Consider the following 17,807-nt stretch of genomic DNA (forward strand, 5'->3'; position numbering starts at 1 on the left):
GAGGGGCTGTCCCATATGTCATCACAGATGACAGGGGATGGCTCCTCATTTTTAATGACCGCTCCACTCATACATATGCCATAAACCGCTCATGCAGCTCATCCATGCTCAACAGACCAATGTGATTCGGGAAACGGTTATCCTGCGTGCAGACGGACAGTTTGTAACCGGGGCCGATTGGATACTGCTTGAAGGAGCAGTCCCTGAATTTATTCAGGGTGATCAGCTCAATGCGGCCGTCGCTCCCAGCGCGAATGGTAAAGGAGTCAAGCGGCATGGAGAGGCCCATGCCTGCGGTTTTGATGTAGCTCTCTTTGAGCGTCCATAGATCAAAGAAATAGTTCAATTTCGCCTCACCCTGCCGCATATCAAGGTCGAGACATTCCTGCTGCGAGAAAAACCGCTCGGCGAGGCTGAAGTCGATCGCCTCGACCTTTTCCACATCAATACCGATCGGGAGGCCGGCGATGGCTGAGACTATCCATTCTCCGGAATGGGAGTTGTTGAAATGCAGTGCGGCATTGTCCTCTAGCCGTGGCTTGCCATAAGCATTTTGAGTCAGCCGGATATCTTTGTTTCGTATGTTCAGCTTGCTGCAGATGAGGAGCCTCGAGAGGAGGTCCGCCGCTAACGTTCTTAGCGCGTCTTCTTTACGTCTGAATCTATGTATCCGCTCCTGCCTCTCCAGCGGAAGCGCATGAACTAGCTTCCAAATAGGGAGCGAGTCGATATTCGTATCCAGCCGGATACCGTAGATTTCCACCATATGCTTGTCCCACCTAATTGTTCATTGGTAACTCTTATACTCCTCTATTATAGCAACACCCAGTATTTTACTCCAAAGTAATTCCTCCCCTGAATGCTCCGTGATAAGATAGAAATGATTCTATCAAGAGCTTATGGCTGGGAAGAGTGGGGAAAACAGTTTGAAGAAGAGAATTTTGATCCGGGTTAGTGCCCTGGTGGCCATCATTTGTGCAATAAGCGTGCTGAGCGCTTGTACGACGAGTGTTTACAGAGAATCTATTCATAGGGGGGAAATGGAAACGAACAACACCAAGGGCTACCTTTTAGTTGAGAAGGGGAGGTACGAGGAGGCGATTGAGTATTTGGAGAAGGCGGTGGAGCATGCTTATGAGATAGAGCCGGCTCTCGTTGATTTGGAGCGCGAAATAAAGCTGGATGAGCTCATGGGAGCTCCATTCAATAATTTGAGCTGGGCCTACAATGAGCTGGAGGATTACGAGAAGGGCCTGGAGTATATCGAGAAATCGCTCCTTATTATACCGAATGGAGATTGGGAATACGTGAATCAGGGCAATGCTCTGTATGGCCTGTATCGGTATGAAGAGGCTCTTGAGAGTTATAATCAGGCGCTGGAACTGGGGAATGAGAAATTCGCTTACTACGGCAAGGGCAGAGTATTATTCGATCTGGAGCGGTATGAAGAAGCGTTGGAGCAATTTGAAATTTATATCGGCTTGGATGATACGGATATGGATGGGTACGAAATGAAGGCATACTCTCTTCTCTGGCTAGACCGGTATGAGGAGGCGAGCAAGCTTGCTGATGGTTTGATCCGGGAGGAGCCAGATAATTATGATGCGTACCGCATCAAAGCGGCCGTGCTCGAGGATTTGGACGATTTGGACGTTCTTGCTCAGCATTATAACGGCATGATCGACAAGTTTCCTGATCATATGGAAGTCTATGTACAAATGATAGAGTCCTATACCACGCTGGGCGATCTGGACCGGGCGAAGAACAGCTATGATGCTGCCGTCCAGAAGGATAAGACCTTTGCAGATATACATATAGCTATGGGGGATGTTTATATGGAGCGATCCATGTATGTCCCGGCTGCCAAATATTATGATCAGGCTGTTCAGCTCAATCCTCAGGATGAAGAGAGCATGATCAATAAATTGAGGGCGTTATACAACGGCCGCAGAAATTATCAGTGCGTCGCCTTTGGCGATGAAGTTATGAAGCGCAAGGTCAATTCTTCGCTGATCCCCTGGTTTACGGGAGAATGCCACTTCGATTTGGATCAGTACGACGAAACCATTCAGGCGATGGAGCAAGTAATCGAGCTGGATCCTGAGGATGACGAGGCTTACGCGGTGATCGCCTACTCCTACTTTATGATGGAGGACTATGAGCTTGCGGAGGAGTTCTGCGAGAAAAGCCTAGAGATATACTCCGGCAATTCGACGGCCTTGCGTATCCAAGATGCAATACGAGACAGCCGCAAGCCGCTTGGGGAGCGGGTCAAAAGTTTTTTCAAGGATAATTATTTATACATAAGCAGTGTTCCGGACATGGATGAAATTTTGTCCAAGCTGGATAAAGAACATATGACGCCGGCGGAAATCGCTAAGATTATTAGCCGAGCCCAGTATAAGAGGGATGCATTTACCTCCGTTATTTATGGGGAGGAATACGATCTGTTCACAGCACCTTCGGGTCAGGACGTGATCTATGAAGACCAAGGATCCATCGCATATTTCCGTATTCATGAATTCAATCATAATACCGACGACCGTTTTATTGAGGAACTCGACCGCATTGCCGATCCCGAAACCAAGAAGCTGGTTATTGATTTGCGCGGGAATACGGGGGGAAATATGGATAGCGCGAATCATATTTTGGATGCGCTGCTGCCGGAATGCGTGACCAGCATGTTGATCGAACGGGATGGCTATGCGGACAGCTATTATTCAAATGCCGATTATGTCCCTTTCAAGCAAATATATGTCCTGGTCGATGGTTATACGGCGAGCGCTTCAGAGTTGTTGACGATGGGTTTGAGCACTTATTTGCCCAATGTGACGATTGTAGGCCAGGATACGTACGGCAAAGGAGTCGGGCAGCGTGTGTTCGAGGACAAGAAGAGCAAATTGATGATTCTCGCGGTAAATCACTATTGGAATGTCCGGCAGAACAATATTATGAACTCTTACATTTCTCCTGATATTTATGTTAAAGGCTCTACGCTGGAGGAGTACATGAAGCCGGTTAAAGCGGGCCGTTAGAACAGGGTCCGGGCATCCGGGAAAACCGTGTCATTGATATTGTGGTAAAGTTAAATGGAAGAACTAACGAGGAGGGCTGCTACATGCAAAATCATGCAGATCATGAGGCATTACCGCCGAAAACCTGTTCGATTGAACGGCTAGTGACTTTGCCGGAGGATGTGGAGAAAGTGCTGGCAGGCCGGAAGACGGCAACCCGCCGCAACGGCCGGTACGCCGATGTGGGGGAAGTGATGACGCTGAAGGGGCGGGGTTTTGTAGTAGAGCAGGTCTATTCCCAGACTCTCGGCGATCTGACCGAAGAGCAAGCCCAGCAGGAAGGATATAACAACTTGGAGGAATACAGGCAGTCGATTCTGTCCATGCATCCTGGCATGCGCTGGGTACCGACGATGCGAGTTTGGGTTCACGAGTTCAACCCTGTGCAGAAGTAGGTGAATGTAGATAGGCTGTATGCAATACGCTAGAATGAAATCGCTCTTCATCGATGTGACAAGCAGATGGAGGGCGATTTTTTTCTTGGCGAATAGTGGGTTTATAGAAGCAGAAAATGAAGCTGGAGGTCAGTAGGAAATGGCCAAGGTATATAAAAGCAAGCGCGCCGAGCAGTTGGTGCTTCAATCCTACCGATGCGGACGCTGTTGATGATGTTTCCGGAAATATGCATTCCTACCCATCAAAATTTGCTTCGTATATTGAAAAAACTTAGTTCGCCCCATTCCGGGGTTTTCACGAAATACCCTTGGCTGGCAGATCATCTGGCACTGCTTATGAAGAGCCATAATCAGCAGGCGATGTTTGTTCATAAGGTGGAGGCATACAACCGGGAAAAGGGGAGTTCGGCGGGGAGTAGGCTATATTTTCTCGTGGCAGAACATCGGATTGAGCTGCAGCGGGATTTTCTAAAAATATTGGACGAAGGGAAATTTCAATATAAGGTCATTCCGGATGCGGGTCATGGAATCAACCATGAACAGCCTGAACGGGTAAATGCAGAAATCGTAGGCTTCTTGTTAAAGGAGAGCAAGCCAATGGGCAGGGGCTGATCCCCCGGCTATACAGCCGGGAATTCAGCCCCCACAAAGCTCCCGTTGTTCATTTTACGGAATTTCTACGATAAACACTTCATCACCGATCATATTCCTAGCGTAGTCCCCGATCCCGTTCAATATAATTTCGAACTGGTCGCCAGGCTGCAATGGATGAGATTCAAAAGCCTCGTCCTTTAAAGTAATAACTACATTTCCATTATGGATACTTGGAGTGAAATGTTCAAAAGGCATAAGATCATAGCGGCTGCCACTGTTGTTAACCGGGACATGTAAAATGATTATTTCAAAGCTGTCATACCAAACCAGTGGTTCGCTGGCGGTAATTGTAATTACTCCATCGCTGTAGACGCTGTCCGTGACCGTCGGCGGTGTCGCATCCATGATGACAGGCAGGGTAGTGCTGCTGATTTCGGTTTCATTTTCAAAGAGAGTGAGCTTTAAGGAAGCAGCAGTGTCCTCATTTGCGCCCGCATTAAGGAGAATCTGCACTCCGTGTTCAGTCTCTTGAGTTTCAATGAGCTCAGACTCTGACGAAACCTGAATATAGCTGACGGTTGTTCCTTCTTCCAGTATAAGAAAATGCCCCTCATGTGCGTTGTACTGCAGCGAGAGCGATTCCTCCCCTCGTTGAACTTGGAGGAAGCTGTTGATATTTCGATTCTTATAAGGATCATTAGCCTCCATCATAGAATCATCCACAATGTTTACGATGCCCTCATCGTAAACATAAGTGGGGTTAAGTACAAAGCTAGCTTCCGGTGCCAGGGTTAAGGATAGAGGCTGCCTTAATTCCATGTCCGAGCTAGGTCTGGACAGATTTCCGGCTTGATCCACGGCAAATACGTTGTAGATTCCAGCCTCTAACTGAGCCGTTTCGATTGGTGTTGGGATGTTGGCGGATCTAACTTGTACCTTTTTCGCAAACCTTTCAGCTACGAGTCCTTCCAGGTCTGCTAGAGTTACCGGTTGTTGATATCCTCTCGGAGCGAGGTATAAAAAGCCGGTCTCGTTGCTGGTAGCGATTAGGTCGCTGCCAATAAACATAGGAGTATCCGATAGGATGCTCACGATAGGCGCAGTCGTATCTCTTTCACTTCCGCTGCCGCCGCTTCCAGAGCCTGAGCTGCCGCTGCTGTTATTGCTGCTTCCTGTTGATGTTGGTGTCTTGGTCTCGGGTGTGGTAGGTGAGCTTGGTACTGCAGATCTATCCCCGTCTTGTGGTGTGGTAGGAGGTAGCTGGGAGTTACGCTGTTCTTCGATATTCCGTATGAACTTATTGGCTACGAGAGCCACGGATTGGCGGTCAGCACTCTGGAGCGGGCTAAAGCTGCCATCGGTATTGCCTTTAATGAGTCCTAATTCGACGGCTGCCGCTACCGCATCTCTAGCGTAACTGGAAATGTCGTCCTTGTCGGTGAAGGCAAGCTTGTCTCCCTGCCCGCTAACATCTACTCCGAGAGCTCGGGTGAAGATGACAGCCATATCCTGTCGTGATAAATTGGCGCCATTGCCGAATTGCTGATCGCCGTATCCGCGAATCAGCCCGGCTTGTAATGCGGCCTCGACGGCGGCATAAGAATAATGACCTGTAGGAACATCGCTGAATGTAGCGGTTGCTGGCGCATTGTTCATATCCAGATTCAGAGCCTTTGCGAGAATGATTGCGAAGTCCTGTCTCTCGATATTTCCAGTTGGATCGAATTTTCCATCCCCGCGGCCATTAATAATTCCTTTCTCGGCCAGCTCTTGAATGGCATTCTGGGCATAGGAACCATTAACATCCACAAAGAACATCGTCGCGGACGCTGGCGTCGCTAATGTGCCGAGCAATGCTGCCGTAGTGATGACTTTGGTAAAAAGTTTTTTGTTCAAATTCAAACCTCCTTAAGATGAAATTTATGTATATTTTGTGTCTATCAATCATTCTAGGTTAACGATGTACATCTGGCAATTATATTATGAGAGAATTGAAGATTATCTCCCTTTCCGATTCGTCTCCATCCACTGGACGGCCCAGTCTACGAGCTGTCTTTGCCTCAGAAAGCGTACTTCTGCTTCCCCAACCTTGTAAATCGTTACATCGTGGGCTCTATCATATTGCTGACCCAGTTCGGTGAAATCCTCATCATCTACAGCTTGAGTGTGATAGGTCACCCATGTTCTCTTCCCGTCGATCATGACCGCACTGCTTTCCTCTGTAAACTGCTTTGCTGGAAAGCTCGCCTTAGTCTCTGCTAAGTGCAGTGAGGTGTTCTTATCGTATCCGACTCCAATAAGCAGAATATGGCCATCAAGCTTGTATAATTTATCAATCGGCGATCCTTCTCCGAAAATCTGGCTTAAATCATGCTCCTTCGTAAGATACTCCGCATGTCTGCCTACGGCAGCAAATGACCTGGCAGGATGGTCGGATCTAGCGGATCCGGGCCATTTCCGGAACATTTCTGCCACAACGCCCATGCCGATGGCTGGCGTAATTTCTTTATCGTAGGCCGGCCAATGTTCGCGGATGATAGGCCAGTGTATAGGGGACACCTCCCAATGAACGCCGGTGGCAGGGTCAAGGTTTTTCCAGGTTTGAGAGGGCATCATTAACGTCCCTTCTTCGCCGACAATTTCAAGCAGAGCGCGGATTAAAGTCTCGGCCCCGCCGACCACGAATCCGATTTTGCTTAACGAGGTATGTACGATTATCGTTTGTCCATTCGATACGCCGCAGCGACGGAATTGCTCAGTCAGATCGCTTTTGGTCAATATCGGTCTTTCGGTGTAACGGGAATTTTCCATCATACTCACTCCTTCTTTGGTTTTAAGATTTTAACAAAAAAGAGACAATCCCTCGTTAAGCCCGAGGGGTTGTCTCTGGTGATGCCAGAAAAGCATTGCCCTTAAATTTTTGCGTTTCCTTACATTATATTGAAAAAGGAAAGCAGCTTCAATGGATGTTTCGGACAAGCTCGCTGCGTTCATGGATATACAGTACTACCCCTGAAAATACAAGTCTGTTACGTATAAATAATAAAGGGGGGGCGTTCTCGCATGAATTATGCCAATCAAACAATAGAGAAGACAATATCGATAAGCTTTGTGTTCGAGTCATTCTGGGATCGGTGGTTGGGAAGCGGTTTGCCGAAACCGACGGTATATGAGCTGCGCCAACGGGTCAACGGCATTGAGGATTGGATGGAGGTGCTGCAGAGTCATGCTGATGTGCATGAGCAGCTAGCGATTAAAATGCTGAAACAGCATTTGATCAGTGAAGCGGAGTACTTTTATCGGAACGCAGCGATGAACTACAACCTGATCCAATGGATGTTTCCCTATACTGGACCAGACAAGCAAATGTGGTATGAGCGCTGCAAGTGCATGCACATGGAAGCGGACAAGCTGGCGGCAGACATGATTTCCAAAGCGGAGATTCAAGTTGAAGGAAAGAAGTGCCGGGGCCGAGTAAGAATTCCAAAGCACCCTCGTGGCTGCGTTATCATATTGAATCCAATCGATTCGTCGAAAGAGGAGTCCATTAAGTATGAAATCGGCTTCGCAAGAGAGGGCTTCGTCACAGTCAGCTTCGATGGTCCAGGACAAGGCGAAACGTATGTGTTTAACCACTGCCTGGCCACCCGGAGAGGCTGGGGGCTGTTTGTGCATGAGGTGATCGGGTTTGCGGCACAGCAATTTCCGGAGCTGCCGCTGCATTTATTTGGTACCAGCTTTGGGGGTTCCTGGGCGATCGAGGGCGGAAGCCATTCGAAGATTGGCAGGGTTGCAGCAGTCAGCCCTGTACTGGGGGGCGGGATATGGATGCCCGATTATTTCAAGGAGCGGATGTCCAATGTGATCGAGGAAGGGGAGAACTTTCTCGTATTAAATGAGGAGAGCATCGAGCGCGACCGGCCAATGCTTCTCATTCATGGCAGGAAGGATGAGTGGGTCAAGGACGAAGCGATCCGCTCGTTCTATCGGAGAATAACCGCTGACAGGCTGCTGATTGAATACCCGGATGAACGGCATGGCTGCAGCTTCAGGATGGACGATATCATTCGGGCGGTTTCGGACTGGTACGCACGCTAGCGAAGATGGTATAAACTCGGGGATTGTCAAACCCTAGTTTCTCCGCCAGCTTAATCGAGGCGGCATTGGAAATGTCGCAATCCCACCTGGGTACTAGGCGATGCTCCAGGCAATGATTTATGAACAGCTCGGCTGCGCGCTGGGCTAGGCCCCTTCCCCAGTAATCAGGGTGAGTGGCGATATCTATCTCGGCATAACGCGGTGAGGCGAATATGGAAATGCATTCGCTCACGACCGTATCGCGGTGAAGCAAGCAGTATCCGAAGCCGTGTTCGAGAAAGCGGGATACCGATCCCCAATACTCCAGGATGTAGGCTTCATTAAAATTTGGGCTTTGAGCTAAGGATTGCGCCGTGATTTTGGCCCATTGAAACGGACCGGCAGCATCATTTTCTTGTCCCATGACGCTTGCTCTAGCCATATATTTGTCGTTATTGAATTGAAAGGAGTGCCTACGCAACTGTCTCAGCTCGTCTTCAAACCATGTGGCGATTGCCCGGCTCCACTGCTCGGACGGCGAGAACAAGGTGAAGCGGCTGCTCGTTTCTTTTCTGCGTTTGTATACCTCGAGCAGCAGGTCACGGAATTCTTTGCTTTGCTCGTCTCCTGCCGCGAGGTAAATTCCGGAGGGCGTTCCAATTAAGACACTTCTCCCCGAACGTTCAAGGTGGATCTGTCCGGGCAAATTGCCGCTTAATATCGCGTCGGCGAACGAAGGAAGAACTGCCTGCTGCGTACTGTCGACGATTTCCCTAGCGAGCTTCAGCTTATTCATTTCATTGTATTCGTTACTCATTTCTTTGTCCTCGGTTTCTGTATGGTTGATCTATGATAAATTCTACATCTTGTAAGGCTTTTCCTTGTGCAATTGCCCATTCCGGGCTTGTTGTTCCAGGCAGGACAGGTATAATGGTGATGAATCATTCAATTACCAACAGTTGGAGGTTTATCATGCACACGAAGCAAAGTTTGATGGGTCAGCTTGAAAGCGCTGGCATTAACCGGCATGGAACCGTGCTGATGCATTCATCCATGAAAAGTATCGGCGAAGTAGAGGGAGGAGCGGACACGGTTCTGGATGCCCTTTCGGAATATATGAAGGACGGATTGCTAGTCTTGCCTACCCACACCTGGTCTTATATTAAGAAGGATAATCCGAAGTTTTATGTAGAGACGTCTGAGGTTTGCGTCGGTATTCTCCCTGAACTGTTCCGCAAGCGTCCAGGTGTGATCCGCTCTTGGCATCCGACGCATTCTGTAGCGGCGCTAGGGAAGGATGCGGCTGAGTTTACCGCCGGGGATGAGCGCTGGGATACGCCGTGCCACCGGGAATCCGCTTGGGGCCGCCTGTTGGACCGTAAAGCCACGATTTTGCTCGTAGGTGTCGATCTGCGCAGGAATACGTTCATTCACGGCATTGAGGAATGGGTTGATATCCCGGGAAGAATGACGGATGACCATGAGCAGCTGTACACGGTGCTTCCGGACGGTAGAGAGATTCTGGTACCCTCCCGCCGCCACTGCGGCCTGTCCTGGTCGGAGCACTTCTGGAAGGTCGAAGGCGTGCTCGAAGAACAGGGAGCGCTCTACCGCGCCCGTCTAGGCGATGCCGAAGTTCTGGTATGCGATACGGTGAAAACAACGGATATCCTTTCGGATATGCTGCGGGCGAACCCGGATTTATTCTCGGATAACGAGCCTTTGGCAGAGTAAGCAGAAGAAAGTATCTACCGCAATAAGCCGACTGCGTCTGGCAGTCGGCTTATTGCGGTTATTTTTTGCTGACAGGAATCCAAATTTCGCAAAGGTAGTCTTCGGCAGAAATGTCTCCCGGCGAGTAAACCTCCAGTTCAGGCGCGTCCGCTACTTCATAGCCCGTAGCCGGGAACCATTCCTGGAAGATCCGCTCAAACACGTGCTGAATGGCATGGGGAACCGGGCCAACCGCGTTAAAGACCGCCCAAGTAGAACGGGGATTACTTTAGAAGATGTCGTCGCCAGCTCCTGTGCAGCTAAGGTCAGCTTGCGCTTACGCGTATATTCGGCTACCGTCATGCCGGTCAATATGAGGAACATTCGTTGAAAATGAAATGGGGATACGCAGGCCGCCTTGGCTATTTCATCGATGTTCAGCCGTCCCTCCAGCCTCTGCTCGATCAGCTCTAACGCATCTTTTATACGTAATAGTCCTTCCAAACGCACAACCCCTCCTTATGCATATCATCGTATCACCTTAGGGCAGGGCCTTACCTGTCTTTTCATGCTATTTGCGAACAGATTCTAGTTAGAGAGTGTAGTTATTTATATGGTACCTTAATTTTAAAGGGATGAGAAACAATCTGCTGATAAGACGTCGACAAATAACCACATAATTTGCAAAAATGATGTAGTAGAATAGTACTCGTCGAGCCAAGTGATAAATTCATTGATGGGGAGAGGTGGCAATGGAACAGGTGAATGAGACGGTAATCGTAACAAAGCAGGCTTTCAGCGCGATTGGGCTGCATTGGGAGGGAACTTTTGCCGAGGCGGGAGATGGCGGCATACGCGTAATTCATCAGGAACTGCAACGGCGGCGCGGAGAAATCCGCGGTATTGTAGATCTGGGCAATTTCTACGGCTTATCTTACCATGCTTATCCGGGTGGAACCGGCTTCGCACACTGCGCGGTATTTGAGGTAGCCGATGCCGATGAGCAAGTACCGGAAGGCATGGTCAAGGTTCATGTTCCGGCAATGAAATATGCGAAGTGCGAGCACCGGGCGGAGCAGAATATCGACGAATCGTACAACAGCATATATGCCTGGATCGAGCAGCAGGGACTCAAGGCGCTTCCGCAGGAAGGCAAGGAGCTGACGCATTTCGAAATATTCCCGAGCGAGCAGCATCCTTACAGCACGACCCCCGAATTTACGATCATGATCCCTGTTCTGGAGGATTAGCCTACTGCTCTACTTAATAGCATAACCCTGTAAAAAAGCGCCGTGAGGCGTTTTTTTTCGGGGGGGCGTCAACGGACCTTGGTTCCGTTATTTCGTCGAAAATGGCGTAAAGCATAGAGCTTACGGCCCCTGTTTCCGCTATTCCGCTCAAACAAAGGCCATAAGGAGCGTATTTTCACAAATAGAGGATCCTATGTCCGATAGGACCCTAATTAATGGGCGGAAACCGAAAATAGCGGATTTTCTGTCCGATAAGTATGACTGCCCAGCCTGCCACCATTCTGCAAATCAGTGTGAACTCACCCGTCAAGACTAGTCCTGCCCTACCCCGCAACCATCAGTACTTCCGCCAGTTCAATACTACTTATCCATGCTGCCTGAGCTACCTCCTCACTAACTCTACTGTAAAAGGGGCTACTCAACTACCCATCGTACCCAAATTAACCACCGTATAACTTTACTTTAGCAGTAACCCTAACCCACACTAGCCGCCATGCTCACACTTCACGCTTGTGCTCGACTAGCAGCAGTCACCGATTATCCCGCAAACTACCGATGAAACGCTCACTTTACACACAGTTGATCATTTGTTGTAGAGGTTTCGGAAGTTGTAATTTATAATAGGAGCTTGGGACGGGACATCAAGACTTATATTAGCGAGGTAGGTAGATATGAACGCGATAGAAGTACAGGATTTGCGCAAAGCATTTAAAATACAAAAAAACCGGGAAGGCCTCAAAGGGGCTTTCGCAGACTTATTCAAGCGGCAGTATCAAGAGGTCGTTGCCGTGAAAGACATTACGTTCGCCATTCCTCAGGGCGAAATTTGCGGTTATATCGGGGAGAACGGTGCGGGCAAATCGACGACCATCAAGATGCTCACCGGCATACTGGTGCCGACCTCCGGGAGCCTTACCGTCGGCGGATACGTTCCCTATGAGGAACGGGAGCGCTTCGTGCAGAATATCGGCGTCGTTTTTGGCCAGCGCAGCCAGTTGTGGTGGGACATCGGCGTCATCGAATCGTTCCAACTGCTGCGGAAGGTATACCGGGTATCCGAGCAGGATTTCAAGAAGCGGCTGGACGAGCTCGTGGAGCGCTTGAAGCTCCAGGATCTGCTGAACCGTCCGGTCCGCAAGCTCAGCCTGGGACAGCGCATGCGCTGCGAATTGGTCGCCGCGCTGCTGCATAATCCATCGATCCTGTTCCTCGACGAACCGACGATCGGGCTCGATATCGTGGTGAAGTCGGAAATTCGCGACTTCCTGAAGGATATGAACCGTGAGCATGGTACTACGATCCTGCTGACGACGCATGATTTGCAGGATATCGAGGCGCTTTGCTCTCGTGTCATCATGCTGGATGACGGGCGGATCATTTACGACGGCGGACTGGAGGAGCTGAAGCAGCGCTGGGGAACGGGGCGCGAAGTGCTGTTCCAATTCGGGAGAGCGACGAAGCTGGAGACGTTGCGGCAGTGGACCACGGGGCTGGCGGTGGAATGGTCAGCCGAGAACGATCTCAATGCCAAGGTCTGGATTCCGCTGGAGCTCAACGTATCCGATGTGCTCAGCCGGGTGGTGGGACAAGCAGATATTACGGATATCAAAATCATTGAGACGAATACCGATGAAATTGTGCGCAGCATATACCAATCCGGTTCGGCGGAGAAGGCCGAAGAATCGGCAAGTTCCCTGACGGCTGAAACAAAAGAGGTCAGCCATGTCTAAACGTCTTTCGTCCGAGCAGGCTTCTTCCAGACCGACCCGCCCGGAAGGACGGAAGCCACGTAATAGCGGAAAGCGCCTGCTGCTCGACGCGTATTTGGATTTTATCCGCATCCGCTTCCTGACGATGCTTGCTTATCGAATTAATTACTACACCGGCATTCTAATCTACACCCTCAATATCGGGGTCAACTATTTCACCTGGAAAGCCATTTACGGCGATGGTGATTCCTTGGGCGGCTTTACCGCCGTACAGATGACGACGTATGTTGCGGTATCCTGGATGGCCAGGGCATTTTATTTCAACAATTTGGACCGTGAAATCTCGTCCGACATCCGCGACGGCAGCATTGCCATCCAATTCATACGTCCTTATAACTATGTATTCGCCAAAATGATGCAGGGGCTCGGGGAGGGCATGTTCCGCTTCCTATTGTTCATGATTCCCGGCATGGCTATCGCCATGCTCCTGTTCCCGGTGCAGCTGCCAACTGCCCCGTCGGCATGGGCCGGCTTTCTTGTGATGCTGCTCTTCAGCTTCCTGATCAATTCGCAGATTAATGTCATTACGGGTCTCTCGGCCTTCTTCATCGAGAATAATGAAGGCGTCATGCGGATGAAGCGAGTGCTTGTCGATCTCTTCTCAGGGCTTATTGTGCCGATCAGCCTGTTCCCTGGCTGGCTGTCCAAAGTGCTTGAGATGCTGCCTTTTCAGGCGATCACCTATTTGCCAGGCTCTGTCTTTACGGGCAGGGTGCAAGGCGTAGGTATCTGGAACGTACTGGGCATTCAGGTGTTCTGGTTCGCGGCTTTAATCATCCCGATGATTCTGTTATACCGGGCGGCGCGGCAGCGCCTGTTCGTGCAAGGAGGTTAACGAGAGGCATGACGAGGATGTTGTATTACTTGGGATTAATTATGGAATACTTCAAAAATTATATGAAAACCCGGCTCACTTATCGCGCCGATTTCTGGGTTGAGGTCATCTCGGATTTGCTGTTCCAGGCGACGAATTTTATTTTCATCGTGGTTGTGTTTATGCACACCGACAGCCTGGGCGGCTGGAGCCAGAACGAGGTTATTTTTGTCTATGGCTTCTTCATGGTGCCATATGCCGTATTCAGCTGCTTCGTTAACATGTGGAATTTTAGCGAGCGCTACATCGTCAAGGGGGAGATGGACCGCGTACTGACGCGTCCGGCGCATCATTTATTTCAAATTTTCTTGGAAAATATCGATCCGCCAGCCCTGATCGGCGGCCTCGTCGGCATCATTATTATGGCGATCAGCGGCGGGCAGCTCGGGCTGCCGTTTGAATGGTGGACCATTCCGGCTCTGATTATTCTGACGCTTAGCGCGGTCGCAATTTATACAGGGATCTATACCGCGCTCACCTCGTTGTCGTTCTATTCGGACGCACCGACCGGGATTCTGCCCCTCATGTTCAACATCCAGAACTATGGGCGCTATCCCGTGACGATTTATAACCGGGCGATCCAAATTTTGCTGACTTGGGTTATCCCGTTCGCCTTCGTCGGCATTTATCCAGCGGCGCTATTCCTTCATCGCGAAGAGATGACGGGCATGGCACTGCTCACCCCGGTGATGGGGGCAATTTTTCTGGCTATCGGCCTGCTGGCATGGAACATGGGGGTCAAACGCTATAAAGGTGCAGGTTCCTAGTGGCCGGAGTAAATCCATTACGCATAAACACCCCGCTAAGCAATTAGCGGGGTGTTTACTATGTCATCGTATCCTGTTTCATTTATTGTACAGTAAAGCCGGTGCGATCCGGTCGATGCGGTTCGTCCATATTCCGCCAGTATAACCTTTGGGAAGCTGCGTTAAGTCCTCTATAGTGTCAAAGCCCTCCGACCACTCTCCGCTGCCTGCTACAACAATCACGCGCGTGCCGGCGGCATCCATCCGGTTAAGGAATTTATTCGGCCAGCCCCATAGCCACGGGGTAAATTTCTCGGGGATATGCAGCTGTGTGTTCCTGCATGCTGAAGGCATATAGCCGCTCCAGCCTACCCCTTCGTACGCAAGAAGACAGCTTTTGAGCGTAGCCTTCGACATCACTCTCAGCCCGGGCAATTCCTCATGCAAAGCAGCTATAGGTTCATCGCCTCCATAAACTGTCAGTTCATGCAAACGATCCTCTGGCAGATCCGCAAGATATTGCGCGAGCTGGCGGCCCTCCGCCGAATCATTGCTTTTAATATGAATCAGGAAAGTTCCTTTCGGAAAATGCTCCAGCACCTCATCCAGCGACGGCATCAGTCCGATGCCTTTCCCGCGAAAAGGGTATGTCGCGCCATTGTCCGCCGTATAGCCGTAGCCGATATCGATTTCCTTCAGCTCGTCCATCGTGTAATCACCGACCATACCCTGGGCGTTCGTTCGGCATTCCAGCGTCCAGTCGTGGAACACGGCGAACCGGCCATCCTTGGTCGGCTTAATGTCCAGTTCCACCATGTCCGCTCCGGCATCGAAAGCAGCCTGCATCGAAGGGATGGTGTTCTCCAGGTAAGGGTGCTCCGGCTCGAAAATTCGGGTGGCCGTGCAAGTATCACTCTCGATGCCCTCCATGCTGAACGTCTGCCCCAGACCGCGGTGCGCCAGCAGGAAAGGTGATCCACTGCGCTCCTTAGTCAGCAGGGAGGTATTGTTCAAATAGATGAATGCCAACAAAATAAGCAGAACTACAAAAGTGCGTTTCCACCCCTTTTTAAGTTTCATCCTCGCATTCCTTCCCTCTATAAAATTGACCGCTTAAGCTCGATCCGTCGTTGAATGCAATATGCTGCTCAGCGTCTGATCGAGACGAGGAAATTTAAACTCATAACCTTCCTGCTCTAATCGCTCCGGAATCACCCAGCGGCTCTTTAGGATGAGTTCGGTTTCCGTCTGAATCATGACGGCGCCGAGCTCCAGCAGCCATTTCGGCGAAGGCAGGCCGAACTTGCGGTTCATCGTCCGCCGCAATTCGCTCATGAGCTCCCGGTTGGTGACGGGGTTCGGAGAAGCGCAGTTGAACACGCCGCTCAAATCCTCCCTGGTCTGCAGAAACGAAATAATTCCGTAAATGTCCTCGATATGAATCCAACTGAAGCGCTGAGTTCCCGGACCTTGGATACCGCCAAGTCCGAACCGGACGAGATTTTTGTACGGTGTCATGACGCCCCCGCCTTCTCCAAGGACGATGGAGATCCGCAGCGCCGCTTGTCTTGTTGCCGGCAATTTAAAGGCAAAAAAGGTCTGCTCCCATGCTTGGGCTACCTCGACGGAGAAGCCGGTTCCTATCTCGCCGCCAGCTTCCGTCATGGGCCGATCCTCGGCATGCCTGTAAATCGTGGCCGTGCTGGAATTGATCCAGAGGGCAGGCGGCTGCTTGCAGGCAAGCACCGCAGCGCCGAGAAGCTGGGTTGTCTCCGTGCGCGAGTCCATGATGGCCTTTTTGTTTTTGTCGGTATAACGGCAGTCGACGGATTTTCCCGCCAGATTGATCAGAATGTCCGCTTGCTCCAATGCCTTGACGATTCCCTTGTGGTCCTGCCACGAAATATGGTCTGGCTGCCTTGAAATATGTATGATTTCATACCCTTGCTGTTGATACTTCTTACTAAGATAAGTTCCGATGAAGCCGGTTCCTCCGGCCAAGACGATTTTTCCGGTCATAAGCGCAAACAACTCCATTTCTACCCTGAAAGGTCCCTTGAAATTGACTAAATCGCCGTCCATTTAACTATGTAGACGTTAACAGGCTCACAAAGTTACACTTTCGGATATATTTCTCATTAATAGAGCCTTGTTTTCATAAAAAAAATTTGGGACAATAATAAACAGAATTTGAAGTTCTGAAAAGAGGATAAATATTATGAATACATCATCCATTTATGGATTTACGCTAGATCAGCTAGTCGCCTGGCTGGAGGAGCGGGGACACAGAAAATCACGCGCGCTCCAGGTATGGGATTGGCTTTACCGTAAGCGGGTACACAGCTTTGCAGATATGAATGACGTCAAACCGGAGGTTCTTGCATTGCTGGAAGAGCATTTCGTGATGGAGACACTGACGGAGCAGGTGAAGCAGCAATCTGCGGACGGAACGGTTAAGTTCCTCTTTAAACTGGCGGATGGCAACCTGATCGAGACGGTCTTAATGCGGCATAAATTCGGTCTTTCCGTCTGCGTTACTACTCAGGTCGGCTGCAATATCGGCTGCAGCTTCTGCGCGAGCGGCTTGTTGAAGAAGAGCCGTGATTTAACGAGTGCCGAGATCGTGGAACAAATTATGAAAGTACAGTTCCATTTGGATCAAGCCGGACAAGAGGAGCGGGTAAGCCATATTGTGATTATGGGCATCGGCGAGCCGTTTGATAACTTTACGAATGTATCCAACTTTATTCGTACGGTGAAGGATCACAAGGGCTTGGCTATCGGGCCGCGGCGCATTACCGTATCCACAAGCGGCCTCGCGGGCAAAATTATTGAGTTTGCCGATTCCGACCTGAAGGTCAATCTGGCGATTTCACTGCATGCCCCCAACAATGAGCTGCGGACGCGCATCATGAAGATCAACAAGGCCATCCCGATCGAAGAGCTGATGGAGGCGATAGATTACTATTTGGCAAAATCGAATCGGAAGGTTACCTTGGAATACATTTTGCTAAGAGACGTTAACGATGGAACGGAGCATGCTCAGGAACTTGCCGAACTGATTGGCGACCGCCGAAACGGGGTCACAGTCAACCTCATTCCATATAATCCGGTCGATGAACACGGCCAGTACCAGAGAAGCCGCAAGGAGTCGATCCTGGCCTTCTACGATGTGATGAAGAAGCAGCAAATCAACTGCAGCGTTCGCCTGGAGCACGGTACGGACATCGATGCGGCCTGCGGCCAACTGCGGAGCAAGCAAATTAAGAAGGACAGAAGAATATCATAAGTAGACCTATGCCGTTACCGTCCCTC

Annotated in this window: 16 protein-coding genes and 1 pseudogene; 10 read left to right on the forward strand and 7 right to left on the reverse strand. The window is 50.2% G+C overall.

What is annotated here, in order from left to right; genetic code table 11:
- Nucleotides 1–67: 67 nt before the first annotated feature.
- Entirely contained in the window at nt 68–766 is a 699-nt protein-coding gene (locus tag ACYUJT_RS15850) for a 4'-phosphopantetheinyl transferase family protein (RefSeq protein ID WP_460323889.1), read from the reverse strand.
- Between the two features lie 160 nt (nt 767–926).
- Between ACYUJT_RS15850 and ACYUJT_RS15855 the strand changes: the two genes are divergently transcribed.
- The 3 genes from ACYUJT_RS15855 (at nt 927) to ACYUJT_RS15865 (ending at nt 4,081) form a co-directional block, all read left to right on the forward strand.
- Nucleotides 927–3,035, forward strand: coding sequence for a S41 family peptidase (locus ACYUJT_RS15855; protein ID WP_460323891.1), 2,109 nt, complete (start codon nt 927–929; stop codon nt 3,033–3,035).
- Between the two features lie 83 nt (nt 3,036–3,118).
- Entirely contained in the window at nt 3,119–3,469 is a 351-nt protein-coding gene (locus ACYUJT_RS15860) for an ASCH domain-containing protein (protein WP_460323893.1), read from the forward strand.
- Nucleotides 3,470–3,664: 195 nt separating this feature from the next.
- A complete protein-coding gene (locus tag ACYUJT_RS15865; protein WP_460323895.1) occupies nt 3,665–4,081 on the forward strand; it encodes an alpha/beta fold hydrolase in 417 nt (138 codons plus the stop codon).
- 54 nt (nt 4,082–4,135) lie between these two features.
- Here ACYUJT_RS15865 and ACYUJT_RS15870 read toward each other — a convergent pair whose 3' ends face one another.
- Both ACYUJT_RS15870 and ACYUJT_RS15875 read right to left on the reverse strand, forming a co-directional pair.
- Nucleotides 4,136–5,959, reverse strand: coding sequence for an S-layer homology domain-containing protein (locus ACYUJT_RS15870; protein WP_460323897.1), 1,824 nt, complete (start codon nt 5,957–5,959; stop codon nt 4,136–4,138).
- Nucleotides 5,960–6,061: 102 nt separating this feature from the next.
- Nucleotides 6,062–6,874 (reverse strand): AAC(3) family N-acetyltransferase, encoded by an 813-nt coding sequence (locus ACYUJT_RS15875; RefSeq protein WP_460323899.1) that lies wholly within the window; start codon nt 6,872–6,874, stop codon nt 6,062–6,064.
- A gap of 252 nt (nt 6,875–7,126) precedes the next feature.
- On the opposite strand from ACYUJT_RS15875, the gene ACYUJT_RS15880 reads away from it, so the two are divergent.
- Nucleotides 7,127–8,161, forward strand: coding sequence for an alpha/beta hydrolase (locus ACYUJT_RS15880; protein WP_460323901.1), 1,035 nt, complete (start codon nt 7,127–7,129; stop codon nt 8,159–8,161).
- On the opposite strand, the gene ACYUJT_RS15885 is transcribed toward ACYUJT_RS15880, so the two are convergent.
- Nucleotides 8,127–8,957, reverse strand: coding sequence for a GNAT family N-acetyltransferase (locus ACYUJT_RS15885; protein WP_460323903.1), 831 nt, complete (start codon nt 8,955–8,957; stop codon nt 8,127–8,129). The two genes, ACYUJT_RS15880 and ACYUJT_RS15885, sit on opposite strands and share 35 nt — an antisense overlap.
- A gap of 155 nt (nt 8,958–9,112) precedes the next feature.
- Here ACYUJT_RS15885 and ACYUJT_RS15890 point away from each other — a divergent pair, with 155 nt between their 5' ends.
- Nucleotides 9,113–9,874: an AAC(3) family N-acetyltransferase gene (locus ACYUJT_RS15890; protein ID WP_460323905.1), complete on the forward strand. Its 762-nt coding sequence runs from the start codon at nt 9,113–9,115 to the stop codon at nt 9,872–9,874.
- Nucleotides 9,875–9,932: 58 nt separating this feature from the next.
- Here ACYUJT_RS15890 and ACYUJT_RS15895 read toward each other — a convergent pair.
- Nucleotides 9,933–10,357, reverse strand: a pseudogene (locus ACYUJT_RS15895) (GyrI-like domain-containing protein).
- 248 nt (nt 10,358–10,605) lie between these two features.
- Here ACYUJT_RS15895 and ACYUJT_RS15900 point away from each other — a divergent pair.
- The 4 genes from ACYUJT_RS15900 to ACYUJT_RS15915 all read left to right on the forward strand — a co-directional run bounded on the left by ACYUJT_RS15900 (nt 10,606) and on the right by ACYUJT_RS15915 (nt 14,513).
- Nucleotides 10,606–11,103 (forward strand): GyrI-like domain-containing protein, encoded by a 498-nt coding sequence (locus ACYUJT_RS15900; RefSeq protein ID WP_460323907.1) that lies wholly within the window; start codon nt 10,606–10,608, stop codon nt 11,101–11,103.
- Nucleotides 11,104–11,774: 671 nt separating this feature from the next.
- Complete coding sequence (locus ACYUJT_RS15905; protein WP_460323909.1) at nt 11,775–12,833, forward strand: ABC transporter ATP-binding protein; 1,059 nt, start codon at nt 11,775–11,777, stop codon at nt 12,831–12,833.
- Between the two features lie 79 nt (nt 12,834–12,912).
- A complete protein-coding gene (locus ACYUJT_RS15910) occupies nt 12,913–13,707 on the forward strand; it encodes an ABC transporter permease (RefSeq protein ID WP_460324192.1) in 795 nt (264 codons plus the stop codon).
- A gap of 17 nt (nt 13,708–13,724) precedes the next feature.
- A complete protein-coding gene (locus tag ACYUJT_RS15915) occupies nt 13,725–14,513 on the forward strand; it encodes an ABC transporter permease (RefSeq protein WP_460324194.1) in 789 nt (262 codons plus the stop codon).
- Between the two features lie 78 nt (nt 14,514–14,591).
- Here ACYUJT_RS15915 and ACYUJT_RS15920 read toward each other — a convergent pair whose 3' ends face one another.
- Both ACYUJT_RS15920 and ACYUJT_RS15925 read right to left on the reverse strand, forming a co-directional pair.
- Nucleotides 14,592–15,572, reverse strand: a complete 981-nt coding sequence (locus ACYUJT_RS15920) for a glycerophosphodiester phosphodiesterase family protein (protein WP_460323911.1) — start codon at nt 15,570–15,572, stop codon at nt 14,592–14,594.
- Between the two features lie 33 nt (nt 15,573–15,605).
- Nucleotides 15,606–16,511, reverse strand: a complete 906-nt coding sequence (locus tag ACYUJT_RS15925) for a TIGR01777 family oxidoreductase (RefSeq protein ID WP_460323913.1) — start codon at nt 16,509–16,511, stop codon at nt 15,606–15,608.
- A gap of 199 nt (nt 16,512–16,710) precedes the next feature.
- On the opposite strand from ACYUJT_RS15925, the gene rlmN reads away from it, so the two are divergent.
- Nucleotides 16,711–17,781 (forward strand): dual-specificity RNA methyltransferase RlmN, encoded by a 1,071-nt coding sequence (gene rlmN / locus ACYUJT_RS15930; RefSeq protein ID WP_460323915.1) that lies wholly within the window; start codon nt 16,711–16,713, stop codon nt 17,779–17,781.
- The last annotated feature ends 26 nt before the right edge of the window (nt 17,782–17,807 follow it).

The sequence above is a fragment of the Paenibacillus sp. YSY-4.3 genome, from assembly GCF_054767475.1.